Annotated in this window: 18 protein-coding genes; 10 read left to right on the forward strand and 8 right to left on the reverse strand. The window is 39.8% G+C overall.

The window, feature by feature from the left end:
* Positions 1 to 2: 2 nt before the first annotated feature.
* On the forward strand, positions 3 to 2,168 hold the full coding sequence (locus ACPUEN_RS05030) for a molybdopterin cofactor-binding domain-containing protein (RefSeq protein ID WP_425638993.1): 2,166 nt from the start codon (positions 3 to 5) through the stop codon (positions 2,166 to 2,168).
* Positions 2,169 to 2,410: 242 nt separating this feature from the next.
* On the opposite strand, the gene ACPUEN_RS05035 is transcribed toward ACPUEN_RS05030, so the two are convergent.
* A complete protein-coding gene (locus ACPUEN_RS05035; RefSeq protein WP_425638994.1) occupies positions 2,411 to 2,755 on the reverse strand; it encodes a hypothetical protein in 345 nt (114 codons plus the stop codon).
* 104 nt (positions 2,756 to 2,859) lie between these two features.
* On the opposite strand from ACPUEN_RS05035, the gene ACPUEN_RS05040 reads away from it, so the two are divergent.
* Complete coding sequence (locus tag ACPUEN_RS05040; RefSeq protein ID WP_425638995.1) at positions 2,860 to 3,999, forward strand: cysteine desulfurase family protein; 1,140 nt, start codon at positions 2,860 to 2,862, stop codon at positions 3,997 to 3,999.
* A 73-nt stretch (positions 4,000 to 4,072) separates the two neighbouring features.
* Here the strand turns inward: ACPUEN_RS05040 and ACPUEN_RS05045 are convergent, their stop codons facing one another.
* Positions 4,073 to 4,654, reverse strand: coding sequence for a nucleotidyltransferase family protein (locus tag ACPUEN_RS05045; protein WP_425638996.1), 582 nt, complete (start codon positions 4,652 to 4,654; stop codon positions 4,073 to 4,075).
* A 109-nt stretch (positions 4,655 to 4,763) separates the two neighbouring features.
* Positions 4,764 to 5,873, reverse strand: a complete 1,110-nt coding sequence (locus ACPUEN_RS05050) for an XdhC family protein (protein ID WP_425638997.1) — start codon at positions 5,871 to 5,873, stop codon at positions 4,764 to 4,766.
* Positions 5,874 to 5,980: 107 nt separating this feature from the next.
* On the opposite strand from ACPUEN_RS05050, the gene ACPUEN_RS05055 reads away from it, so the two are divergent.
* The 3 genes from ACPUEN_RS05055 to ACPUEN_RS05065 all read left to right on the forward strand — a co-directional run bounded on the left by ACPUEN_RS05055 (position 5,981) and on the right by ACPUEN_RS05065 (position 8,955).
* On the forward strand, positions 5,981 to 6,457 hold the full coding sequence (locus ACPUEN_RS05055; protein ID WP_425638998.1) for a hypothetical protein: 477 nt from the start codon (positions 5,981 to 5,983) through the stop codon (positions 6,455 to 6,457).
* A 137-nt stretch (positions 6,458 to 6,594) separates the two neighbouring features.
* Complete coding sequence (locus tag ACPUEN_RS05060) at positions 6,595 to 7,395, forward strand: polysaccharide deacetylase family protein (protein WP_425638999.1); 801 nt, start codon at positions 6,595 to 6,597, stop codon at positions 7,393 to 7,395.
* Positions 7,396 to 7,422: 27 nt separating this feature from the next.
* On the forward strand, positions 7,423 to 8,955 hold the full coding sequence (locus ACPUEN_RS05065; RefSeq protein ID WP_425639000.1) for an acetylxylan esterase: 1,533 nt from the start codon (positions 7,423 to 7,425) through the stop codon (positions 8,953 to 8,955).
* 61 nt (positions 8,956 to 9,016) lie between these two features.
* On the opposite strand, the gene ACPUEN_RS05070 is transcribed toward ACPUEN_RS05065, so the two are convergent.
* Complete coding sequence (locus ACPUEN_RS05070; protein ID WP_425639002.1) at positions 9,017 to 10,123, reverse strand: Ig-like domain-containing protein; 1,107 nt, start codon at positions 10,121 to 10,123, stop codon at positions 9,017 to 9,019.
* Positions 10,123 to 11,247, reverse strand: coding sequence for a hypothetical protein (locus tag ACPUEN_RS05075; RefSeq protein ID WP_425639004.1), 1,125 nt, complete (start codon positions 11,245 to 11,247; stop codon positions 10,123 to 10,125). The genes ACPUEN_RS05070 and ACPUEN_RS05075 overlap by 1 nt, the downstream gene beginning before the upstream one ends.
* Positions 11,248 to 11,517: 270 nt before the next feature.
* Here ACPUEN_RS05075 and ACPUEN_RS05080 point away from each other — a divergent pair, with 270 nt between their 5' ends.
* Together ACPUEN_RS05080 and ACPUEN_RS05085 are read left to right on the forward strand one after the other, a co-directional pair.
* On the forward strand, positions 11,518 to 12,669 hold the full coding sequence (locus ACPUEN_RS05080) for a hypothetical protein (protein ID WP_425639006.1): 1,152 nt from the start codon (positions 11,518 to 11,520) through the stop codon (positions 12,667 to 12,669).
* The gene (locus ACPUEN_RS05085) at positions 12,669 to 13,886 is read left to right on the forward strand and encodes a ChbG/HpnK family deacetylase (protein ID WP_425639008.1); all 1,218 of its coding nucleotides are present in this window, start codon (positions 12,669 to 12,671) and stop codon (positions 13,884 to 13,886) included. Before ACPUEN_RS05080 ends, ACPUEN_RS05085 begins: the two co-directional genes overlap by 1 nt.
* Positions 13,887 to 13,910: 24 nt before the next feature.
* Here ACPUEN_RS05085 and ACPUEN_RS05090 read toward each other — a convergent pair whose 3' ends face one another.
* Complete coding sequence (locus ACPUEN_RS05090) at positions 13,911 to 14,822, reverse strand: oxidoreductase (protein ID WP_425639010.1); 912 nt, start codon at positions 14,820 to 14,822, stop codon at positions 13,911 to 13,913.
* Positions 14,823 to 15,007: 185 nt separating this feature from the next.
* On the opposite strand from ACPUEN_RS05090, the gene ACPUEN_RS05095 reads away from it, so the two are divergent.
* On the forward strand, positions 15,008 to 17,032 hold the full coding sequence (locus ACPUEN_RS05095; RefSeq protein ID WP_425639012.1) for a M13 family metallopeptidase: 2,025 nt from the start codon (positions 15,008 to 15,010) through the stop codon (positions 17,030 to 17,032).
* 55 nt (positions 17,033 to 17,087) lie between these two features.
* Here ACPUEN_RS05095 and ACPUEN_RS05100 read toward each other — a convergent pair whose 3' ends face one another.
* Positions 17,088 to 18,530, reverse strand: a complete 1,443-nt coding sequence (locus ACPUEN_RS05100; protein ID WP_425639014.1) for a M20 family peptidase — start codon at positions 18,528 to 18,530, stop codon at positions 17,088 to 17,090.
* A gap of 196 nt (positions 18,531 to 18,726) precedes the next feature.
* On the opposite strand from ACPUEN_RS05100, the gene ACPUEN_RS05105 reads away from it, so the two are divergent.
* Both ACPUEN_RS05105 and ACPUEN_RS05110 read left to right on the forward strand, forming a co-directional pair.
* Entirely contained in the window at positions 18,727 to 18,981 is a 255-nt protein-coding gene (locus ACPUEN_RS05105; protein WP_425639016.1) for a hypothetical protein, read from the forward strand.
* A 121-nt stretch (positions 18,982 to 19,102) separates the two neighbouring features.
* The gene (locus ACPUEN_RS05110) at positions 19,103 to 21,946 is read left to right on the forward strand and encodes a M16 family metallopeptidase (protein WP_425639018.1); all 2,844 of its coding nucleotides are present in this window, start codon (positions 19,103 to 19,105) and stop codon (positions 21,944 to 21,946) included.
* Positions 21,947 to 22,188: 242 nt separating this feature from the next.
* Here ACPUEN_RS05110 and ACPUEN_RS05115 read toward each other — a convergent pair whose 3' ends face one another.
* Positions 22,189 to 24,234 (reverse strand): glutamine--tRNA ligase/YqeY domain fusion protein, encoded by a 2,046-nt coding sequence (locus ACPUEN_RS05115; protein ID WP_425639020.1) that lies wholly within the window; start codon positions 24,232 to 24,234, stop codon positions 22,189 to 22,191.
* Positions 24,235 to 24,265: the final 31 nt, after the last annotated feature.

Raw genomic sequence — 24,265 nt, forward strand, 5'->3', positions numbered from 1 at the left:
TCATGGCAACACTGACAAAAGCATCAAGAAGAGATTTCCTCAAAATAGCCGGTACAACCGCTGGAGGATTATTTATAGGCTTCAATTGGATGAGTTGCGACTCACCAAAAATGGAAGTGCTGAGCAATGAAGAAGTGCTTGCAAATGCACAAAAATTCAATGCATATCTTTCCATAGCTCCTTCCGGAGATGTGGTGATTTATTCTCCGAATCCTGAATTGGGACAAAATATCAAGACTTCTTTCCCGATGGTAGTAGCCGAAGAACTCGATGCAGATTGGAGCAGAGTTCGTGTCATCCAGGCAAATCTGGACACAGATCAATACGAGCGCCAGCTGACGGGTGGCTCTGGAGCCATGCCTCACTCTTGGGAGCGGCTTCGCAAAGCAGGAGCTACAGCTAAATATCTTTTAGTAGCTGCTGCCGCAAAGAAATGGGAAGTATCAGCTGATGAATTGAGTACTTCAGAAGGTATTATCTACCACAATGCAAGTGGGAAGAAAATTGGTTATGGTGAAGTAGCAAATGATGCAGCGCTATTAACTGCTCCTGAAGAGGTGACTTTGAAGGATAAAAAAGACTTTAAAATCATAGGTACGCCAGTAAAGAACGTTGAAAACGCTGCGATTTTTACCGGAGAGCCACTTTTCGGGCTAGATTTCTATAGAGAAGGAATGCTTCATGCCATGATTCAAAGAGCTCCTTTCGGGATGAAAATCAAATCCATAGACGATGCTGCGGCTAGAAATGTAGCTGGTGTCAAAGACGTGGTAACCTTCGAGAATAGTGTTGCAGTTGTAGGAACTTCTACTTGGCCACTGATGAAAGCCAAAAAGCTTTTGAAAGTGGAATATGAGGCAGATGGAAAAGTGGAAAGTTCTGCGGACCATGATCAGATTTTCAAAGACTTACTTGCCAATGGAAAGGCCGAAGTAAAGCGAGAGGATGGCAATGTAAATTCAGCGTTCAAAAATGCCGCGCAAGTAGTGACAGCGGAATATCAGTGTCCTTTCCTTTCCCATTCGCCTATGGAGCCAATGAATTTCTTTGCGCATGTACAGGCTGATAAAGTGGAGTTGATTGGACCAACACAAACTCCAGAAAGTGCCAGAAGAGCAGCTGCTGAGGTTTCTGGAATTGCTCCTGAAAATATTAGCGTTGAAATTACCCGATTAGGCGGTGGATTTGGTAGAAGACTTCGTGCAGATTATGTTGCTGAAGCTGTGCATGTATCCAAAATGATGAATGCGCCAGTAAAGCTTACTTGGAGTAGGGAAGATGACCTGACCGGCGGAGCATATCGACCAGCAGTTAGATATAGATTCGAAGCTGCATTGGATGCGGATGGAAATATGACTGGTTACAAACTCCGTGGAGTAGGTATGAATGCTGGAAATAGTACTAGAGAACATAATTTTCCATCAGGAGCAGTTGAAAACCTACTGATTGAAAATGTGAACTATAATTCTTCTATTACCACTAATGCTTGGCGTGCTCCGATTACGAATTTCTTGGCCTATGCCGAGCAATCGTTTCTGGATGAAGTGGCTTTAGCTGCTGGAAAAGATCCGGTTGCATTTAGGTTGGAATTGATGGAAAAAGCGAAAGCTAATCCAGTTGGAGGGGAACTACGCTATGATGTGGATCGTATGATCGGCGTAACAAAAACTGCAGCTGAGAAATCGAATTGGGGTAAAAACCCGAATGTTAAGCAAGGATTTTCTGTTTACTTCTCTCATAGAACCTATGTGGCTCAAGTCGCTGATATTGAGATGGAAAACGGAACCCCAACACTAAAGAAAATACATGTAGTAACAGACTGTGGAATGGTCGTAAATCCAACCGGAGCTGATCACCAGGTTCGTGGTGGAGTAGTCGACGGAATGGGACATGCAATGTATGGTAACCTGACTTTCGAAGGGGGGCTACCTACCCAAACAAACTTTGATAAATATCGACTGATCAGAATGAAGGAAGTTCCAGCAGTTGATACTTACTATGTGGATAGTGGCTTTGACCCAACTGGACTAGGTGAGCCTTGCTTGCCTCCGACGGGTGGTGCTATTGCGAATGCTATCTTTAATGCAACTCAAAGAAGATTAAGAAGTCAACCGTTTATCGAGCAGAAGGAATTCACTGATCTTAATTTGGGCATTAAGAGAGCCTAAATAGTAGCTAGACGTTAGACATAAGTATCAAGAAAATAGAGTCACGATTCAAGAGAAAAGCACTTCCAGAATTAGTTGGAAGTGTTTTTTTTTGATAATGAACCTTGTAATAGTTTATTAATCCTAATTATATTTTTTTGGTCGAATCTTATCTTGGATCTTGATTCTTGGCTCTCACTACTTATGACTTAAATCTAAATACTTATGTTTTGCTACTTGATGCCTACTTCTTGATTATAACATTAAATTTCGTCCATCTCTCTTTCTGGCCAATAAGGTCCTTTCAGATTCAGTTTATCATTTTCGATTTCAAATGTGATTTTCATGCTATCTCTCTTTTGATCGTGGATTGCAAGACAGGCATTGTAGTGAATCAAGTCAAATTCTAGGTCGAAATTTCCTTCTGTTTGGTCTTTGAAATGGATTTCAGAAGCCAAATCTACCTTTTCTGCGAGCGCTCCTTCTTTCTTGAAATAATAAGAGAGGAATATCCCTAAATCTTTTTTATTATCGGATAATACCAATTTAAGTTCATCTGAAGTTGGCTTTTTGGTTGATGGCAGAGTTAAGGTCCAAGTTACTTGCATCCCTAAAATTACTAATTTATTGTTTGATCACCATTTATCACACTATGCGAATTATGATTGATATATGTAATTCCTTGAGCTAGAAAATTCCCTATTTTGCACTCATGAATTACCCCATTTACCTTGATTACAATGCTACTACTCCTTGTGCTCCAGAAGTCATAGAAGTAATGATTCCTTGGTTTGGAACTCATTTTGGCAATGCGGCGAGTAAGTCTCATGCTTTTGGTTGGGTGGCTGAAAATGCCGTAGAAGCAGCGAGGGAACAGGTAGCAAATCTGATTGGTGCCCAGGCGAAAGAAATCATATTTACCTCAGGTGCTACTGAAGCAATTAACCTTGCAATCAAAGGAACATTCGATTTGTATAAGGGCGAAAAACAACATTATATCACCTGCGAAACTGAGCATAAAGCGGTTTTGGACTGTATGAAATCTATTGAGGAATCAGGTGCAGAGGTGACTTATTTACCAGTGGACAAGAATGGAAATATAAGTTTAGCTGATCTGAACACTAGCATTCTTCCTTATACAAAAATGATTTGCCTGATGTGGGCAAATAATGAAACTGGTATAATTCATCCAATCTCCGAAATAGCAGAATTGGCAAAGGAAAAAGGAATTGTCTTCTTTACAGATGGGGTACAAGCTGCCGGGAAAACTTCGATGTCGGTAAAAGGCATTCACTTGATGGCTTTTTCAGCACATAAACTCTATGGCCCAAAAGGGATAGGAGCGCTATACGTCAGACATAACCATTCATTGCCTAAGCCTCTTGCACAGATTCATGGAGGCGGACATGAGAAAGGTTTTAGAAGTGGAACATTGAATGTCCCCGCAATTGTGGGTTTTGGGAAAGCTGCAGAAGTCAGATTGGATGAAATGACTGCAGAATCTGAACGACTCAAAAACCTCCGTGAATTACTGGAAAACAAGCTTTTGACTATTCCAGATACTTTTTTGAACGGAAGTCAGAATAAACTTTCCCATGTGACGAATATTGCTTTCGGTGGGGTAGAGGGGGAAGATTTACTTCGCAAAGTTTGTCAAAAAGTAGCCGTAAGTTCTGGTTCTGCTTGTACTAGTATATCTCCAAAACCATCCCATGTACTTCAAGCAATGGGATTAGATCCAGATCTTGGAAGAGCTTCAATTCGATTTAGCCTGGGGAGGAATACTAGCGAACAAGATATTTTTGATGCTGTGGTGTGGGTGGAGAAGGTGGTTGAGGAACTCAGGTTGTAAGGTTTGGGGTGCCAAAGTTGTAACGTTAGTCTGTACCAACTTTACAACTTTCTAAACTTTACCACTTTTCACCCTACAAATTCAAATCTCTCAAATCCTCCTCAGTATCTATATCAACTTTGCCTTTTGGGAAGGCTACTGTGACCATATCATCTTCATGAGCCATTGCAATTCCTTTGGCTCCTTCATCACCTGTTAAGGCCATCAATTCCTTGAAATAGGTACTCCCGAAAAGAATAGGTACACCAACAGTTTTTGAATATGCACAGGCGACAATGCCCTTACCTTCTTTCTTCTGGGTGGCAATTAACTTATTTAGGATCTTTGCATCTACAAAGGGTTGATCGCAAAGCATGACGATCACCTGATCAGGCTTATCAAGTTTGAGCATGTATTCTAAGCCAATTTTTAAACTGGAAGACATCCCTTTTTCGAAATGCGGATTTGGAATATTCGGAATACTTGCACCTGAAAAAGTCTTTTTGATCTCATCACGATTTGCACCAAGAACCAAAACTCTTTTGTCCACTTTGGCATCATTTGCAGCATCGATGGCGAGCTGGAGCAAGGTCTTTTCCTTGTATTTTGCTATCTGTTTTGGGTAGCCAAGTCTGGTTGATTCTCCTGCTGCTAATATGATAATTCCTGTTTTCATCTGTTTATAATTTTATTTTTAATGGTCAGATGGAATCTCGCCTGGTGATCCCGACAGCTATCGGGACATCCCTCTGTGTGTCGTTTTCGACATGCTCGATTTCATGAGCTTAATCGTGTATTGGGCCTTTCTTATTTCGCAGAAAGGTACCTTGTTTTTTTGCCAAAACCGCTTTCACTTCTGCCAAAATGGATAAAGCGATCTCCTCTGAACCCTCAGCGCCAATATCCAAACCCATAGGAGAGTAGATAGCATTCTGATTTACAGATGATCCATTTTTTTCCAAACGCTCGATCAACTTTTCAGATTTCTTTTTAGGGCCCAAAATTCCAATGTATGAAAGGCCCAAAGGCAAAAGATCTTTTAGCACCTGAGCTTCATATTCGAAATTGTGGGTCATTAAAAGTGCTGCTGTATTAGTATCCATTTCCAACTGCTGAACGACTTCATCTCCAGAGCCAGTAATAATCCCGACGGCAGTTGGAAACCGTTCTGGTCTTGCCAGATTTTTTCTTCCATCAATGACAAATACCTCGAGTCCCAGAATAGCCGCCATTTTGCATACCGGAATTGTATCATTTCCAGCTCCGAAAAGCAATATTCGGATAGCGGGCTTGATTGATTCCATGAATACTTGAACATCATCCAATTCCTCATATTTCTTGATAATATGATGGGAAAAGTCATTTACGTTAATTTCATTTTGAATCTGTGACCAAAGTGCAGGATCTAAGCTTTTTTCATTTCCAAAAGTCTGAGTTCCTTTCAATAGTACCTTTGTTCCAACTTGTTCCTGCTTGGAATATTTCACTGAAAATACAGTGATCAATCTGCTAGTTACCCGATCTTGAATAGCGATTTTCAGTAATTCAATTGGGTTTATAGAATTTTGATAATCAATAGGTTCTATCAATACATGTATAATTCCATTGCAGCCTAAACCTACTCCAAACTTTTGATCATCTTCATCAGTGGTGTCATAGGTTACAAGCATGGATTTTTGCTGGAAAATCACTGTCTGAGCTTTGCGAAGCGCATCTCCCTCGAGACATCCACCGGAGATCGCTCCAGTCAATTCCCCGTCTTCTGACACCAGCATTCTTGCCCCAGGACGACGATAAGCCGAGCCGTCTACTTGTACTACTGTAGCGAGCGCGACCTTCTTACCTTCTATTAGGAAGATTTCATACGCTTTGATGATGGATTGTATTTCTTTCATTGAATAAGTATTGTCCTAAATAGTAGAAGTTCTTTATCATTTTCAAGAAGATTCATTTCGACGGTAAGGATTTTAGTAAAAATATAGGTCATGATATAACTTGCAGTATGAAAATCCCAAGTCTAGCCCAACTTAAAAAAGAACTCAGCTACTTAAATGAAAAGGAATTAATTGAACTGGTGGCTGATCTCAGTAAGTTTAGCCGTGATAATAAATCCTACCTTTTTTTTAAACTCAATGAGAAAGACAATCCACAACTCTATGTAGAAATGGTGCAGGAGGAACTAGAGCTTGATTTCCAAAAGGCAAGGGGTGACCATTCATACTACGCGAAAAAAGCTGCTCAAAAACTTCGGAGGAAGATGAACAAGCTACTTAAGCTGAGTAAAGTTAAAACTGATCAAATCGAAGTTCTTCTGTTTTTCTGTGAAAAATTAAAGGAATACGGTTTTCTCAGACATAGAAATCAAGTGCTGGATAATATCTATCAAGTGCAGTTGGCAAAAGCGGTTAAACTTATTTCAGGCTTACATGACGATTTACAGTTTGACTACGAGGGTAGAGTAGAGGAGTTGACTAGTTGATGTTTAAGCTTCAATATCGACTGTTTAAAGTCATCTGAGGACCGCTAATCATAATTTGTGACGCTAAGTTTTTTGCAAACACTGGATTCAATCTGAAAAACCATAAATTCAGGAAACCCAACCTAAAACCTAGTAGAATGAATCCAATTTTCAGAATCCTATTGATAGGACTTCTCTTTGCAGTGCATTGCAGTTTTGCCCAAAAAACTACTTCCACACGCTGGCAAGGCAAGCAAGCCGCAGTAGTTTTGACTTATGACGATGCGCTGAATGTCCATTTGGACAACGTAGTTCCAGCTTTGGAAGCTCATCAACTCAAGGGCACTTTTTATCTTTCAGCTTTTTTCCCAGGAAGTAAAAGCAGAATTGAAGATTGGAAAAAAGCAGCTGCTTTAGGCCATGAGTTAGGTAATCACACCCTCTATCATCCCTGCGATGCTTCATTACCCGGAAGGTCCTGGGTTTCAACTGACAATGATTTACATAACTATACTACAGAACAAATTCTTAAAGAAATCCGCATGACGAGTGTGTTTCTGGAATCTCTGGATGGACAAATAGAACGGACATTTGCCTACACATGCGGAGACACGGCAACAGGTGAAGGTTCTTTTATGGAGGAAATCGAAGATGATTTTGTAGCCTCCAGAGGTGTGCGTGGAGCATTGAATGTGATTGGAAATATCAATTTACTTAATGTAGATAGCTATGGAATCAATGGGGAATCGGGCGAAGAACTGATTCAATTGGTGAAAGAAGCTCAGGAGAAAAATGCGCTGATTACCTTCCTTTTTCATGGAGTAGGAGGAGAGCATAACCTAAATGTGTCTCTGGAGGCTCATCAAATGTTATTGGATTACTTGGCAGAAAATAAGGAAACTATCTGGACTACAACCATGCTGGAAGCAGCAAAACATGTAAAAGAACTTCAAAACTGATACGCTCAATATACCTTAAAACCTATAATGAAAAAGACAATTTTATTTACGCTACTTCTAGGAATTGGTGGTTTGTCTTCTGCTCAAACGACTAAAGTAGATTCCTCTAAATATCCCACACCAGTTACTTTTACAAATGAGCAAGACCACGCAAATATGCAGCAGCAATTGGGTATCAAAGTGCTTCGTCCAGGCCCGAGTGGCAATGAATCTGCTCCAAATGCCGCAAACTATGATGAGACAAAAGCCAATCCTTGTCCTGAGCTTCCAGATATTCTAACTACCGATGCTGGTCAAAAAGTGACTTCAGAGGAAATGTGGTGGCAAACTCGTAGACCTGAATTGGTCGATGCCTTAGAACGTGAAGTTTACGGCAAACTTCCAGAAAATATTCCTAATGTGAATTGGGAGGTGAAAATCACGGATCGGGAATTTGTAGCTAGAACTCCTGTGATAGCTAAGCAAATCATTGGACATGTTGACAATAGCGCATATCCTTTGATTGAGGTTGACATCAATATGATGCTGGTAGTGCCAGCAAATGCCAAGGGACCAGTTCCGGTGTTAATGATGTTTGGCAGGCCTTCTTTTCCGGCTCCAGCTCAGCCAAATGGAGAGGATATGGAAATATTAAACACCTCCTTCAAGGAAATGATGATCAAGAATGATCCTTCCCTGCAAGCGCTTTTTGATAAATATCCAGCTTACAATCCAGTCACTCGATTGCCTGGTCCAAGTTTCTTTGCGCCAGCTCCAAATGGCTATTCTCCATCCACTGAGCAATTGCTTGCTGCAGGCTGGGGATATGTGACCATCGACCCAAGTAGCATACAAGCTGATAATCATGCTGGAATTACCAGAGGAATCATAGGTTTGGTGAATAAAGGTCAACCACGTTCTCCTGAAGATTGGGGTGCACTTCGTGCTTGGGCATGGGGCGCCGCAAGAGCTTTAGACTTCCTGGAAACAGAACGCTTGGTAGATGCTAAAAAAGTGGGAATTGAGGGGGTTTCACGGTATGGAAAGGCAGCTTTGGTGACTATGGCTTTTGAGCCTCGCTTTGCGACAGCTCTAATAGGTTCATCAGGAAAAGGCGGAACTACACTTCACAGACGAGTTTTCGGTGAAGCTGTTGAAAGCCTTACCGGGGGAGAAAATTACTGGATGGCTGGAAATTACATGAAGTATGGAGCTGAAGAGTCTGTCTTTGGAAGAATGGATGGCTGTGATTTACCTGTAGATTCTCACGATATGTTAGCGTTGTGTGCACCTAGGCCTGTTTTTGTGAGCTATGGAATTCCTGAAAAAGGCGATGCCAAATGGCTTGATCAAAAGGGAAGTTATATGGCTGTGATTGCTGCTGGGGTTGCCTACAAACTGTTAGGATCAACAGATTTGGGAGTTTCAAATGATTACATGAAAGAAGAAATGCCGCCTTATAATACCGATATGTTGGACGGAGATTTGGCATGGAGACAGCACGATGGAGGACATACGGATGGTCCGAATATGCAGCACTTTATTCCTTGGGCAAATCGGGTGTTGGGTTACGAAAAATAATTTGGGATATATTGGCAAGATTAGTGATGCAAAATCACGTTTGAAGTGAAGGAGTTAATCCTTATTCCTTCACTTCAAACTCAATAAATTGAAATTCTGCACCCTCTTGTTCAGAAGTCTGAATTTCCAGATCAGTTTCAAATAGCCTATTCAAATTGTTACCTGCTAGATCCTCCAATCTACTTGAAATCCTAACCTGGTACTTTCCTTTGTTCCAATTTGAATCAGGAGTGAATTCTATACTCTTTTCCTCAATTCCAATTGTCCACTCGCCTGCGGTTTCTTGATTTTCGTGTGATATAATCTTGAAAACTTCATTGAGCAAACTAAAATCGAGTGATTCTTCAAATTTAACTTTTAAGGGTGATTTGGGTCCTGATCTTGGAATTTCCAACTGCCATTCTAGCGGAGCCGGAGAAATACTATCTCTGGCTACCACTACAAAATCCTTTGAATAGTCCCGATCTAAAACTCCACCATTTAATCCTTTCCAATCAGAAGAAATAATCAGCCTATATTTTTCAGATTTACTCAATGGAGCTCCCATTTTTTGATTAGGAATCAGGTCACGTTTGATTCTTCCGGGATCAAGCCAGACTGTCAGCATTGTCTGATCATCATTCCAAAGCTCAGGTTGTAAGTCCAAGAAAACCCCTGATAGCGTATCAGTATCACCTTTAATTAGTGTTAAATAGTTGACGGATTGACCTTCACGCATTGGTTTGGAAAACTTCAAAAAGAGTTTTAGGAGATTTTCTGGAACACTGTCCTGTGTAGGGTAGATTTCTATTAGTGAAAGATCAGATTCATTCGAGTCTAGGTTAGGAATTAATACATCTCCCAGTTTTTTATCACCATTAAATATTGCATAGCTCTGCCCTCTTGTGAAAGGGATCAGTGGCGAAAAAATAATCATACCGCCTTCTTCTTTTAATTCTCCAAGGATTGGGACTCGATTACCTTCTTGCACTAGCCGAACTTCTATTTGAGAATTTCCGAGTTCATAAATGCTAAGTTTCTCCAATTGAAGTGCTACTGCTCTATCATTTTCCCAAACAATGGAAATAGCTTCCTCCGTCTCATTTGTACAGGAAAATTGGAATAGGACAACAAAAAAAATCAGGTTACGCAATCCACATAACCTGATTTTAATAAGCTCAATCATCATTATTTTGTCAAATTCTCAGCTTTATCTGATGACCAAAGATCGAGAGAGCCATTTGATTTCTTTTGTAAAAACACCATCGTCCCATCGTCCATTTTGGCTAATTGCTGTACATCGGTGAGTGGCGTTGATTCAAAGTCAACTCCATCCGTTTTGACATTATCAGCTAAAGGTTCTGTCAAGGATCCTTCAAAACTTTCAATATCCTTAAAATCAACTTGGAAAACAGGATGTCTTGAATTTGCCATAACCAGGTATGATTTACCATCTTTTTTCATACTTATCAGGTCTAGCGGTTGATTACCATTCCCCATCTCAGCAATAGTTCTACCTTTTACATGAGTTCCAGCTTTCAATTCGTCCAGCGGAAACAAAACCAGAGGAGTACAGGTGTAGCTAGCAATCAAATACTCTTTGCCATTCACTTTGCCAGTGGTAAAAGCTTTAATAGGTGAGGTAGTCTCATATCTTCCATGTGCTGCGTGAAAAATCTCCAAAGAGGCATAATCCTGCGAATCTGTGAAAGGAAATGGAATGCTTCTGAAAGTTGAGCTGAATTCCTTATTAGATAGACCACTTACCATCAATTTGCCATCAGAATAGTCTATATCAGAAATAGTGGAAACTCGTAGTGATCGGCCTCTTCCATCTTTATCATCCACACCAGGTGAATTGTTAAGTTGCACTTCTGCAAATTCCACGTCCTTGAGAGTGACAGGAGCAAATTTACCCTCCGCCAAAGTCATTAAAACTGGAGTACCGTCCCCAGATTGAATTGCTAGATAAACCTTCTTGGAAATTGGATTAACGGCAATATCCAAAATAGAAATATTGTCTGATGTAGTGCCTAGAAGAGTAGCGATTTTCTGATCAATCGCCTTCACATCGATAGAAGAAACTGATTTTGGGCTCTTTACATCCTTGGTGTTTACTGCATAAACTGCTGCGCTTTTGGAGTCTCCAATAAATAAAATTCCTTCGGGACCAAAAGCCAAAGAGGAAATAGACTTGACCTCCGGACTACCCACCTTTAGGTTGTAGGGCAATTCATCATTACCTCGAAAGGTCATAGCGGCCAGAACCACCATGACTGTGCTTAATGCAACTAGTAATACTGACTTTTTCATATTGCGCTTTAGTTTAAGTATATCTTATTGTTAAACAGGAATTTATACAAAATTAAATTCGATTCAAAATAACTCTTTACAAGCGGTAGAAGAGAAATTCAATCAGCTAATTCAAGTCTTAAAGAACATCTGGCAACAAATTGTTCAATAAAAATTTTATCCAGAAAAGCTGTCAACCAATCAGTTAACTGGAATATCTGTAAAAATTAATTACTTTGTAGGTAGTTTGTTTTGAATACTTTTTCTCAAAATTTTTAATAACTACAGAATATGACAGGACTAATAGTATTAGATACTTTTATCAGTTTGGTTTTCATTTTCCTCTTGTACAGTCTCTTTACAATGACTTTGATTGAATCGCTCACTTCAATTTTTAGCTCAAGAGCTAAGAATTTGATGGCAGGAATTGAACGGTTGTTAGCAGATGAAAATGAGTCAAATAAAACCAACCATACCATTGTAAATTTATTTTGGGCTTCCACAAATAGTCTACTTACAAAAGCCTTTTACACTCATCCATCAATTAGGTATCTAGGGCCAAAAGGTATAAACAGTAAGCCTTCATATATAAGTCCTAATAGATTTAGCGAAACACTTGTTGACTTGTTACAAAAGGGAACGAATAGTAATGCAGTAGAAAACATTAGCGCCGCTTTGGGGATAATTCCAAAGTTTGAATTAGGAGAGCTAGAAGGCAATATCAAAGAGTTAGAGGAGGAAATCAAAATACTAAAGGGTATTGAATCTGTAGACGAATTTGAAGTTGAATCAGCTAAGCAAGAGCTGTCTTACCTCAAGTTAGAATTGGATAATAGAACCAAGACAAAGAATCCATTTCTCCCAGAGGATTTTAATTTAGGCACAGATACCAAATATCAATTCAATCTACTTTGGAATGAAGCCGGCGATGATATAGAAAAATTCAAGGGATTACTTGAACAATGGTATAACGATCAAATGGATAGGATTTCGGGTTGGTATAAAAGGAAGTTATCGCTTCTTACTTTTATTCTCGGGTTTATAATTGCTTGTTCATTCAAGGTAGATACCATTCAATTAGCTATGGAATTGTCAAAAAATGAAGATTTGAGAGCAATCTATGTGGAAGGTGCTAAAGACATGATTGCTAACAATCAAACAGTGGATAGCATAAAACTTGAAGAGAATAGGCAATATTTTGATAAAAAGCTGCAAGAAAACAATCTTGTTTTTTCTGTAACTGATATCAGTTTTAAAGACATAAAATTCTTGAATTGGATAGGATTCTTGATCACGGCCTTTGCAATATCCTTAGGAGCGCCCTTTTGGTTTGACCTGCTGAGTAAGCTGATGCGCGTAAGAACCTCATTGCAGCCTGCAGCACCATCGTCCTCAGGTATTTCTACTTCCAATGACGGGAAAAACACCAAAGCAGTAGGATAATGGAGACTTACAAAGGAATAGTAACGAAATTGGTGAATACTAGAATTTTCAAACCATCGGTAAATGCACCAAAATCCCAAGAACTTCAGCCGAGATGGGATGTGGAAATTTCACATGCCATAAGAGGTGAACTTCATCGAGGTATTGATATTTGGTATGTTTTGACAAATCGTACTTTCGTATGGAGTGGAGCAGTTTTTACCAGCCAAAATATCCCAATCCTAGCAAAGCTATATTTAGTTACGGCTGATGATATTGGGGTAAATAAGGAGATCGATCTCGGCGCAAAACTTGCCTTAAAAAACGGATTGATTAATTCAATAGCTGTGCTAATCAATCGTACAGCTGATGCTGATGATGAGCACTTGGAAAGTCTTCATAAATTTCTCAATGAAACAAAAGGCACTAATACGTCCGCGCCTTTGGCACATACTACTCATGTAGGATTGCATTATACTATTACATCAGGCAGGCCTGTTTCTCCTATTGAAGAAGTTAAAAATCTGGTTGATGAAAATGGATATTTTCCTGAATACAAGGGTTTGGATAGCAATTATGCTACTGATAGCTATGTGCAGCAAGCCATGCGTGAATTAGAATCCCAATACACCAAATTTAAAAGAGTTTTTAAGAGAGAACCTGCGCACCTTACTTCTCATCACGATGTTCATACATTCACCTATCCACTTTTCAATTCAATTCACAGCTGGGCGATTAGCAAAAAAATTCCAATCCGTTCCCATAGTTTTTTGCCCCCCATAAGGAGAGAATTTTATGATTTGGGTGTGAAACTGAATTTACCTTCAATTGATACCATGAATTCCTGGTCTATAAAATTGGGATGTCAATCATCAACAGACCATACTATGGTTGGACATTATGGGCCAGCACCTTTTCTTCCATTGATTAGCTATACTAGTGTGATCAGGAAGAAGCATAAAACCTTAGATGATGGGATTTATGATTTTTTGGCAAGTACAGATCAGACTCGGGAGGTTATGGTTCATATAATCAAGTCGGACCTCACAAAAAAAAGGGAGTTTAAAGATCACTACAAGCCATTTGTGAAAGAATATCCTGGAGTAGATACAAGGTATTTTGCAGGACGAGTTGCAGAATATGTTTCTTTGCAGACGAGGAAAACAGCTTTGGAAGGAAAGTTAAACTCCTATTTCATTCCATTTGATTTTATACTTCCTGAAATAAGGAACGTTTAATAAGGTTTGAAAAAACAGGAAGGTTTAAACATTAAATTTTTCTCCTGTCATCTCTTCTGCTGCTGTCCATAGTTTAGATGCGACTAGTAGATCATGTGATCTTGAAGAAGAATTCACCACTTTAGGCGCACCTTTGATTTCTTTGAAACCAGAAGGGCCAAAATATTCACCGCCTTTGACAGTCGGATCCAAAGCTGCTTTTAAAGTAGGTAAAGCTCCAGCTTTGGCATTTTGTCCAATTAAGGAAGCAAATGGAGAGAATAACTTAGCGCCTATATTAGGCAAAAGGTGGCCTAAATTAGTACTTGAGAAACCCGGGTGGGCTGCAAGAGATTTTAGCTTTAACCCCTTATCATCTATCCTTCTTTGGAGTTCGTATGCAAAAATCAAACATGCCAACTTACTTTGTCCATATACTTTCCAATTGGAGTAGTTTTTTTCAGCATTCAGATTGCTAAAATTTATCCTCGCATTTTTATGGGCAAGACTGCTCAGCATCACTACTCTTGATCCTACGGTGTTTTTAAGTATAGGAAAAAGTCGATTAACCAGTAAAAAATGAGCAAGGAAATTCACGCCAAATTGACTTTCAAAGCCATCTTTTGTTTTTTGAAAAGGAGGCATCATAATTCCTGCATTTGCTATTAAAAAATCAAGTCTGCTATACTTTTCACCAAATTCCTCTGCAAAATCCCGTACAGATTTCAGGCTGTTTAAATCAATGAGAATTATCTCCAAATCAGCGTCGGGGACTTCCTTGATCATTTTGTGCATTGCCTTTTGAGCTTTGGCTAAGGAACGGCAGGCTAGAATGACAGTAATTTCCTTTTTTGCCAATGCCAAGGCTGTTTCATAGCCTAGACCAATATTAGCTCCTGTGACAATGGCAACTTTACCTTTTTGGGATGGAATAGATTCCAACTTAAATGTCTTCATAAAAAATATACTATTTTTTAAAAGTATAGACTTGCTTGATAAAATAATAACTACTGATAGTGAGCAATTTAGTGTAAAAAGCTTCACAAAAACAGCTGAATTTTCAATTCATAGGAAATGCTTTTATAAACGGTGTTTGAGCACTTAAAGAAATCGATTAACTTTTTCACAAAATATTAGCCCTTATGAAAAATCTACTGTTCGTCCTGTTAATACTATCCATCTCCTGCAGCCCAGAAGGAGAAACTAATGAGTCAAAAACGGCTCGAAACTTTGTGGAAGTATCAGAAATAGACACATCGATAAAGCCAGGTGACAATTTCTTCATGTATGTAAACGGCATCTGGTATGACACCGCAAAGATCGCAGATGATCAATCTGGTGTGGGATCCTATTCTTTTCTAAATATTCCTCAGAAGAAATTACTTGAGAATATTTTGGAGGAGATTTCTCGAGCTGAAAATCCAGCAGGAAGTATAGAACAGAAAGTAGGCGATTTTTATGCTTCGGGTATGGATACTGAAGCCATCAATTCCAGAGGGTTTGAGCCCATCAAACCTATTCTTGAGGAAATTGAATCAATTTCTGATTTACCTTCTTTATTGAGTTTTGTGACAGATGAAATCAAATCAAATAGTGAATCTATTATTGGGTTGGGTATTTCTCCCGATGCCGAAAATAGCAGTATTAACATTGCACATTTTAGCCAAACAGGGCTTGGATTACCTGACCGGGATTATTATTTCAAATCGGATTCTTCCACCTTGGCAATTCAACAAGCATACCTGGACTATTTGGCTACGCTATTCCAGTTAACCGGAACAGATGAAAGTACAGCTCTGAAGAATGCACGGAGTGTGTATGCGATTGAGAAAAAGCTCGCTGAATCTCATAAAACCCGAATCGAGCGAAGGGTTGTAAAGGAAAACTACCATAAAATGGCAGTTTCCGAACTGGATAAGAAGCAACCAAATATCCGTTGGTCAAGCATGCTGGATCAACTTGGGCTGGATGCAGATTCGGTAGATGTGAGGCAACCGGCTTATTATGAGACTTTGAATAGTATGCTAAAAACAGTATCCATTTCAGATTGGAAGAACTATATCAAAGCCCATACTTTATCGTCTTATGCTGAGGTTTTAAGTAAGCCTTTTGAGGACGCTTCTTTTGCATATGAAAAGGTAATCTCAGGACAATCCACCCAATTGACGCGAGCACAGCAAATGGTGCAAAAGGTAGATAGACAATTAGGGTTTGCTTTAGGTCAATTATACGTAAAACGCTATTTCAATGAAGATGCCAAAAAACGGGTCCTTGATTTGGTGAATAATCTTCAAAAAGCTTTTGAAAGCCGAATCAACCAATTGGACTGGATGAGTGACAGTACTAAAACTCAGGCAAAAGAGAAGCTTTATGCGATCACAAAAAAAATAGGATATCCAGACGAATGGAGAGAATATGATGTCAGCATTGATCCCACTAAGTATTTTGAAAATGTACTTGCACTTCGTAAAGATCAGAGTCAGTATCAATTGGATAAGTTTGGTAAAGCTCCAAACAAGCTAGAGTGGGGTACGACTCCATCTACTGTGACAGCGTATTATAATCCTTCTTTGAATGAAATAGTTTTTCCAGCGGGCATTTTACAATATCCTTACTTCGATCTATATGCTGATGATGCGATCAACTACGGTGGGATCGGTATGGTGATTGGCCATGAGTTAACTCATGCTTTTGATGATCAGGGAGCGCAATATGATAAGGATGGTAATGTAAAAAACTGGTGGACTGAGGCAGACTATGAGAAGTTCAAGGGCAAAACTCAGCAACTGATTGAGCGCTATGACACCTTCACTGTTTTAGATTCAGTTCATGTGAAAGGCGCAATGACTATTGGAGAAAACACTGCTGACAACGGTGCTTTATACATTGCATATGAAGCATTTAAACTAACTGAGCAGGGTCAGGATACTACAAAAATCGATGGATTCACGCCAGATCAGAGGTTCTGCCTTTCAATCGCCAGAATCTGGAGAGTCAAAACAAGAGATGAATTTTTGAGAACGTACGTGAATACAAATTCGCATTCTCCAGCCGTGTGGCGTGTCAATGGTCCTTTGATGAACTTCGATCCATTTTACGCGGCATTTAATATTCAGCCCGGTGACGTAAATTATAAGTCAGAAGCAGAAAGAATCAAGATTTGGTAAAAAGCTGGGAGACTAAGGGAAAAGACTTCCTTAGTCTCTCGACTTTATCAATGAATCAGATTTCATTGAATTTTTTCATCAGTTGATAAGTAAACTGAATGATTTCCTTATAGTTTTCTTTAGATATTTTTTCGTCTATTCCATGAAATCTACTCATAGTTTCCGGGCTAATTCGAAGGGGATAGTACCTATACACATCGTCGGATATTTTATAAAAATAACGTGAGTCAGTTCCTCCTCCAATTAATCCAGGGACTACCACTGTCTCAGGAAAAACAGACCGAACTGTTGCTTCTAAAAGCTTATATGAATCTGAGTCAATTCTCGAAGAAGGTGATGGATTAGTCAAAAACCCTGATTTTTCTACTCGTACTTTATCACTGATGGTATTCTCAATATGCTCTTGAACGGACTCTATTGTTTCTCCTTGAAGAATTCTAAAATTAATGGTAGCCTCTGCAACAGTTGGAATCACATTGTTCTTCACTCCGCCATCAATGATAGTTGGAGCTGTGGTTGTATGTGAATTGAGTGCTTTCAAAATAGGGCCTTTCAAAAGCCATAGATTAGCAAATGCAACTTTCTGAGCAAACGGCATTTCAGGCCCTAAATATTCAAGTTGGTAGCGCACAGGATCTACTAATCTGTATGGACGCTGATTATTTTCCAAGTCAACAATTGCTTGGGCAAGCATTCCAATTGTATTTTCTCTTGGCGGAGCAGAACTATGACCACCATTTGTTTCTACAATTAATTTAAATGAGGCAAATCCTTTTTCCGCAACATTGATCATAGATACTGGTTGATCAATTCCCGGCACCATTCCTTCAGCTATCATTCCACCTTCATCTAGGGTAAAGGCAGCACGAATGCCTTTCTCTTCCAGATAATCAGCGATTTTAGCTGCACCATTTGCCCCACCAACTTCCTCATCGTGACCAAAAGCAAAATAGATTGTTTGATTTGGGACAAATCCTTCTTTAATAAGCATCTCCGCACTTTCAAATAAGGCAATGAGAGATGATTTGTCATCCATAGTTCCACGTCCAATTATATGGTCTTCTGTGATTATACCTTCAAATGGTGCAGCTTCCCACATTTCCATAGTAGGGACATCTACCGGCACCACATCCTGATGTGACATTAGGATAATTGGTTTTTTCGCAAGATCAGAACCTTCCCAAGTATAAAGGAGGCTGTATTCACTGATTTTGGTTAACGACATTGTCTGATGCACCAAAGGAAAAGTTTCCGCCAAAAAAGCATGAAATCCATTGAATGCTACTGAATCTGGGATAGCATCTTCACTAAAGGAAATCGTCTGAAACTGTATGGCCTTTGATAGATTTTGAAAAACATCATCAGAAATTGTAACAGGCTGGATAGGCTGTGGTTCTACCTGTTTAGATTCCATTCTAAGGGCATTGAAAATCAAAACAGCCGCTAATAGGAGAACCAAAATAATTAGACCTAAAAATATTTTTGTAATTTTCTTCATGTGAAATCGGTATGAGGTTGGGGGATAATGTGTTGAATATAAGAAAGTAGGCTGAATTCTTTGAAATTGATTTTAATCCTAATTAGAATTGGCTCTTTGCTTCAAATTCGGATAATCACAATCTCCCCGGATATTTTCAGATCTTTATCCTACTTACACAGCAAAACTTCGCACACTAATCATTTGAAATACCCCTATGTTTGAAGGTCCTGATTATCCCAAATCAATCACTGAAGAAGAGTTTGAATCCTGGTTAGAAGAGGGTAGAGCAAGTAAAATCAGCTATCATTTTTTGCTGATTGTATGGAATGTGTATGATGAAAAATATAATCCTGTTTATGTGGAAACTAGAGATGAACTAGCCAATTATGAATTATACCCTGATGCCAGAGGTTCCGAAGCATTGATTGCAGTTTACGATCTCTATTCCGAAAGTAGGGTTAGTCTATAAGATTATAGCCTATTTTCGATAAAATGCACATTTCCATTTAATTAGACTTTCCGATCAACCAATAAGTGGTGGATTCAAGTAAATATTTCTATTAATTCGCGGTAAGAAAACCTTCCTATCTATGTTGAAAAAAATCACCTCACTTGTACTACTTGTGATCCTCGCTGCCGCTTGTAGCAAAAAGACTGAAACTGCGCCACGAGAGTTTAATGTGGAATTTGAAAAATTCAAGCTGGACAATGGTCTAGAAGTTATTTTTCACATCGATAAGTCAGATCCAGTAGTGGCAGTTTCACTTACGGCTCACGTAGGTTCAGCGCGTGAGAAAGAAGGTAGAACTGGCTTTGCCCACCTTTTCGAGCACTTACTTTTTCTGGAATCAGAAAACCTAGGAAAAGGAGGATTGGATAAAATGACAGCTAGAATAGGAGGGTCTGGAGCAAATGGTTCTACCAGTCGTGATAGAACAAATTACCTTCAAACTGTGCCAAATGATGCATTGGAGAAAATGATATGGGCAGAAGCTGACAAGTTGGGTTGGTTTATAAATACGGTGACTGATCCTGTTTTGGCTAAAGAAAAGCAGGTGGTGAAAAATGAAAAAAGACAGGGAGTTGACAACCAACCCTACGGCCATACTTCTTATGTGATTGATAAAAACCTCTATCCTGAAGATCACCCGTACAATTGGCAGGTAATCGGCTCCTTGGAAGATTTGCAGAATGCAAAACTAGAAGATGTCAAGGAGTTTTTTAGAAGATGGTACGTTCCAAATAACGTTACACTTACAATAGCTGGTGATTTTGACCCAAGACAAGCTAAAGAATGGGTGGAAAAGTATTTCAATGAAATAGCTGCAGGTGAGCCCATAGCCCCACTTACTCCAAGACCGGGGAAAGTGGAAACCATCAAAAAACTTTATCATGAAGATAATTTCGCGCGTCTTCCAGAGCTGACCATGACTTGGCCTACTGTGGAGCAATATCATGCAGACTCCTACGCTTTGGATGTGCTGACGGATTACCTATCCAGTGGAAAAGAAGCTCCTCTTAATGTCGTTTTAGTAGATGATAAAAAACTAACATCTAATGTCAGGATGTACAATAGGACTTCAGAATTAGCTGGGCAAGCACAACTTTCTGTCCGCGCGTATGCTGACAAAGATTTGGATGAAGTAGCTGCCGCTATAGAAATGGCTTTCGCCAAATTTGAAAAAGAAGGCATCTCCGAAAAAGACCTAGCACGTATTAAAGCAGGTCAGGAAACACGTTTTTACAATGCTCTTTCCAGTGTTTTAGGAAAAGGAGTACAGCTGACTCAATACAATATTTTTGCTGAAGACCCTGGCTTTATCAATCAGGATATTCAAAATGTTTTGGCTGTCACGACAAAAGACGTGATGCGGGTTTTCAACCAATACATTTACGGTAAGAATTACATAGCTACCAGCTTTGTACCTAAAGGGAATTTGGAGGCTACACTTGAAGGGTCTGAGAAAGCTAAAGTCGTAGAAGAGCAAATCGTACAAGGAGCCGAAGAAAGCTTCGATGCATCGATTCAAGCGGAATATGAGCGTGCGCCATCTACTTTCGACAGGTCTGTTGAGCCTCCTTATGGCAAAGCGCCTGAGGTGACTATTCCAGCTGTTTGGGAAGATTCACTCGGCAATGGCTTACAAGTATATGGCATTGAAAACCATGAAGTTCCATTGGTTCAGTTCAATATGATAATTGATGGTGGACAACTATTGGATGATCCTAATAAAGTGGGTGTTGCCAATCTTTTGGCTCAGTTGATGACAAAGGGGACTGAAACCAAAACCACCGCTGAATTGGAGGATGCAATTGATCAATTGGGAGCATCAGTGAATGTTTATGCAACTACAGAAAATACAACCATAGCTGTAAATACATTAAGTAGAAACTACGATCAGGTGATGGACTTGGTGAAAGAAATCATTCTGGAACCAAGATGGGACTCTGTTGAATTTGAACTCGCCAAGCAGGCGACTTTGAGTAGAATTCGTCAACTGGAAGCTAGTCCAAACATGGTAGCTCAAAATGAATTCAATAAGCTGTTGTACGGAGAGGGTAATATTCGTTCTCAAAACATCTTGGGAAGCATTAAATCTGTAGAGGCGATTACATTGAATGACCTGAAAAATTATTATGATAAATACATTTCTCCTTCAGTTACCCGAATGCATGTAGTGGGTGATTTAGGTAAAGTGAATATTATCGCCTCTCTTCAAGACCTGGTAACTGACTGGGAAAGTAAGGACGTGAGCATTCCTGCTTATGATGCGCCATCAAGACCAGAGAATGCACAAGTTTATTTTTATGATATCCCAGATGCTAAGCAGTCCATGTTACAGTTTGGATATCCCGCGATGGCTTCTACCAATCCTGACTATTACCCTGCAGTGGTAATGAATTACATCTTGGGAGGTGGTGGCTTTGCTTCCAGATTGACTCAGGAACTCCGTGAAGGCAAAGGATATACTTATGGCATTCGATCTTCTTTTGCAGGGGGAAAAGTAGCCGCTCCATTCAGTATAAGCAGTGGAGTGCGAAGCAACGTTACTTATGAGTCGGCTCAGTTGGTAAAAGACATACTTTCAGACTATGCTTCCACCTACACTTCTCAAGATTTGGAAACTACTCAAAGCTTTATGATCAAAAGTAATGCTAGGGCCTTTGAGACGGCTGGGGCAAAACTGAATATGCTGGAGAATATCAGCGAGTTTGGCTGGGATCCAGATTACATGAAGGATAGAGAGAAAATAGTAAATGAAATGACTGTGGAAAGAATTCAGAATTTGGCAGGAAACTATCTTGATCCAAACAAGATGATTTGGCTGATTGTTGGAGATGCCAAAACACAACTGGCAGGTCTGGAAAAACTAGGCTTTGGAAAGCCAATTCTTATCAATGAAGAGAAGGTTTCGATGGAAGTGGACAAGTAGGTAATAAAAATCGTCCCTTTAGACACAGAAAAAACCTTCTGCTTATTTAATAGCTACCATAGTTTGCCCCAAGGTGGCAGTCAATATTTTACTGTGACCTCACTGTCTAGTTTTTAGAGAAGCAGGACTACTTCCATTAAGGTAATTTATTGATACAAAAATATCGCCCGCTGAACATTCTCAACGGGCGATTCTAAACTAGAAACTGCGATTAGACAATTTCAAATCTGAAACTTCTAATTTTAAATTTTTCCAGCTTCTCCAGCCAACTCCTCATTCTCATCTGCTAAGCCTGCTTCAATAAATTCAGCAATTTCAGCGTTTCTTTCTTGGCCATTTGCCAGCAAAACCCCCAAAGCAATCATCACTCCGATACGGGTTCCCACTTTTTTAGCGGCAGTATTGAATAGTGGAGCTAATTCCTCATAGCTCACTTCCTCTGCTAGTTTTGCAATGTCTGCTCTAGCTGCAGCCAACTTATCACCGGAAAGGTTAGTGTATTTCTTGGCGATTTTTTGAATCTCATTTATTGCAGATCGCTGTCCCTGAGGCTGTCCTCCACCTTGGTTTTGTTGCTTTGCAGGCTGATTTTGTGGTGCAGAAGAAACTGGAGCTTGCTTTGCCCAGGAATCTCTCAAGCCCACCGTCTTATTGAATACTAGGTTCTCGGCAGTAGAGTCCTTATCCAAAGTAAAATAGCCTAGCCTCTGAAACTGAAACTTATCATCCAGTGTAGCATCTTTTAGAAATGGCTCTAAGTAAGCTTCTTTGATAATTTTTAAGGAATCTGGATTAACAAATTCCATGAAATTCTTGTCCTCATGACTATCTGGAGCTTCATCCAAAAACAATCGATCGTATTCTCTAACTTCCGCCTTAATAGCATGTTGGATAGACACCCAATGAAGCGTTCCTTTTACTTTTCTAATACTAGCTTCGGTACCAGATCCGGATTTTGAATCCAAGTCAACAGTACAATGAATTTCAGTAATGTTACCCGCAGCATCCTTCACCACAGACTCACCTTTGATGATATAGGCACTTTTCAGACGAACCTCATTTCCCAAAGTCAAACGGAAAAACTTGTTTCCAGCTTCTTCTTTGAAATCTTCGCGCTCTATGTAAAGTTCACCAGAGAATGGTAAATCATGTGTTCCTGAGTTAGGATCTTCTGGATTGTTTTCTGCAGAAAGGATTTCTGTTTTTCCAGCTGGGTAATTGGTAATCACCAATTTCACGGGATCCAAAACGCCCATCACTCGGGTAGCTGTTTTGTTCAAATCTTCCCGGATACAGTATTCCAATAAGGAAACATCTGTTACTGAGTCACGCTTGGAGATTCCTGAAAGATCAGAGAATTTACGAATTGAATCAGGCGTATAACCTCTTCTTCTCAAACCTGAGATAGTAGGCATGCGTGGATCATCCCAACCCGATACAGTCTTGGTCTGAACCAGTTCAAGAAGCTTCCGCTTGCTCATTACGGTGTAGCTCAGGTTTCTTCTGGCAAATTCCCGCTGCTTTGGTCTCAGTTTAGCTGGGTCATAGATTTGATCCAAAAACCAATCGTATAACTCGCGGTGCATCTTGAATTCTAAGGTGCAAAGAGAATGTGAAATCTGCTCTACGTAATCAGACTCACCGTGGGCCCAGTCGTACATAGGATAAATGCACCATTCAGTGCCTGTACGATGGTGTGCTTTGCGCACAATCCTATAAAGAAGAGGATCACGCATCAACATATTGGAAGAAGCCATGTCAATCTTAGCACGAAGCACATAGCTTCCTTGCTCAAATTCACCAGCCTTCATTCTTTCAAATAAATCTAGGTTTTCCTCAACCGAACGATCCCGGAAAGGTCCAGCAACTCCGGGTGTTGTTGGTGTTCCTTTCTGCGCAGCCATAGCTTCTGCAGACTGCTGATCCACGTAGGCCTTACCTTCTTTGATCAGTTGAACTGCCCAGTCATAGAGCTGCTGGAAATAGTCTGAAGAGTAACATTCCGTTGCCCATTGAAATCCCAGCCATTGAATATCGCGCTTGATTGCGTCTACATATTCCTGCTCTTCCTTGCTTGGATTAGTGTCGTCAAAGCGAAGGTTAACGGGTGCATTGTGCATCTCACCCAAACCGAAATTCAAGCAAATAGAAGCTGCGTGGCCAATATGTAAATAGCCATTCGGCTCGGGTGGAAAACGAAAACGAAGTTTGTCCGGAGAAAAGCCTGCGGCCAAATCGTCAGCAATGATTTGTTCTATGAAATTAAGTGAGTCTTTTTCTTCTGTCATGGGTAAAAATTGAATTTCAAAATTAAGGCAA

The sequence above is a fragment of the Algoriphagus yeomjeoni genome (genome assembly GCF_049821175.1).
Lineage (GTDB): Bacteria > Bacteroidota > Bacteroidia > Cytophagales > Cyclobacteriaceae > Algoriphagus > Algoriphagus yeomjeoni_A.

Bases quoted from the DNA above. Each gene is read 5' to 3' on its own strand.
- ACPUEN_RS05070 (WP_425639002.1), bottom strand. From the start codon at position 10,123: ATGATGATTGAGCTTATTAAAATCAGGTTATGTGGATTGCGTAACCTG.
- ACPUEN_RS05030 (WP_425638993.1), top strand. From the start codon at position 3: ATGGCAACACTGACAAAAGCATCAAGAAGAGATTTCCTCAAAATAGCC.
- ACPUEN_RS05085 (WP_425639008.1), top strand. From the start codon at position 12,669: ATGGAGACTTACAAAGGAATAGTAACGAAATTGGTGAATACTAGAATT.
- ACPUEN_RS05065 (WP_425639000.1), top strand. From the start codon at position 7,423: ATGAAAAAGACAATTTTATTTACGCTACTTCTAGGAATTGGTGGTTTG.
- ACPUEN_RS05045 (WP_425638996.1), bottom strand. From the start codon at position 4,654: ATGAAAACAGGAATTATCATATTAGCAGCAGGAGAATCAACCAGACTT.
- ACPUEN_RS05075 (WP_425639004.1), bottom strand. From the start codon at position 11,247: ATGAAAAAGTCAGTATTACTAGTTGCATTAAGCACAGTCATGGTGGTT.
- ACPUEN_RS05080 (WP_425639006.1), top strand. From the start codon at position 11,518: ATGACAGGACTAATAGTATTAGATACTTTTATCAGTTTGGTTTTCATT.
- ACPUEN_RS05050 (WP_425638997.1), bottom strand. From the start codon at position 5,873: ATGAAAGAAATACAATCCATCATCAAAGCGTATGAAATCTTCCTAATA.
- ACPUEN_RS05100 (WP_425639014.1), bottom strand. From the start codon at position 18,530: ATGAAGAAAATTACAAAAATATTTTTAGGTCTAATTATTTTGGTTCTC.
- ACPUEN_RS05115 (WP_425639020.1), bottom strand. From the start codon at position 24,234: ATGACAGAAGAAAAAGACTCACTTAATTTCATAGAACAAATCATTGCT.
- ACPUEN_RS05035 (WP_425638994.1), bottom strand. From the start codon at position 2,755: ATGCAAGTAACTTGGACCTTAACTCTGCCATCAACCAAAAAGCCAACT.
- ACPUEN_RS05105 (WP_425639016.1), top strand. From the start codon at position 18,727: ATGTTTGAAGGTCCTGATTATCCCAAATCAATCACTGAAGAAGAGTTT.
- ACPUEN_RS05060 (WP_425638999.1), top strand. From the start codon at position 6,595: ATGAATCCAATTTTCAGAATCCTATTGATAGGACTTCTCTTTGCAGTG.
- ACPUEN_RS05095 (WP_425639012.1), top strand. From the start codon at position 15,008: ATGAAAAATCTACTGTTCGTCCTGTTAATACTATCCATCTCCTGCAGC.
- ACPUEN_RS05055 (WP_425638998.1), top strand. From the start codon at position 5,981: ATGAAAATCCCAAGTCTAGCCCAACTTAAAAAAGAACTCAGCTACTTA.
- ACPUEN_RS05040 (WP_425638995.1), top strand. From the start codon at position 2,860: ATGAATTACCCCATTTACCTTGATTACAATGCTACTACTCCTTGTGCT.
- ACPUEN_RS05090 (WP_425639010.1), bottom strand. From the start codon at position 14,822: ATGAAGACATTTAAGTTGGAATCTATTCCATCCCAAAAAGGTAAAGTT.
- ACPUEN_RS05110 (WP_425639018.1), top strand. From the start codon at position 19,103: ATGTTGAAAAAAATCACCTCACTTGTACTACTTGTGATCCTCGCTGCC.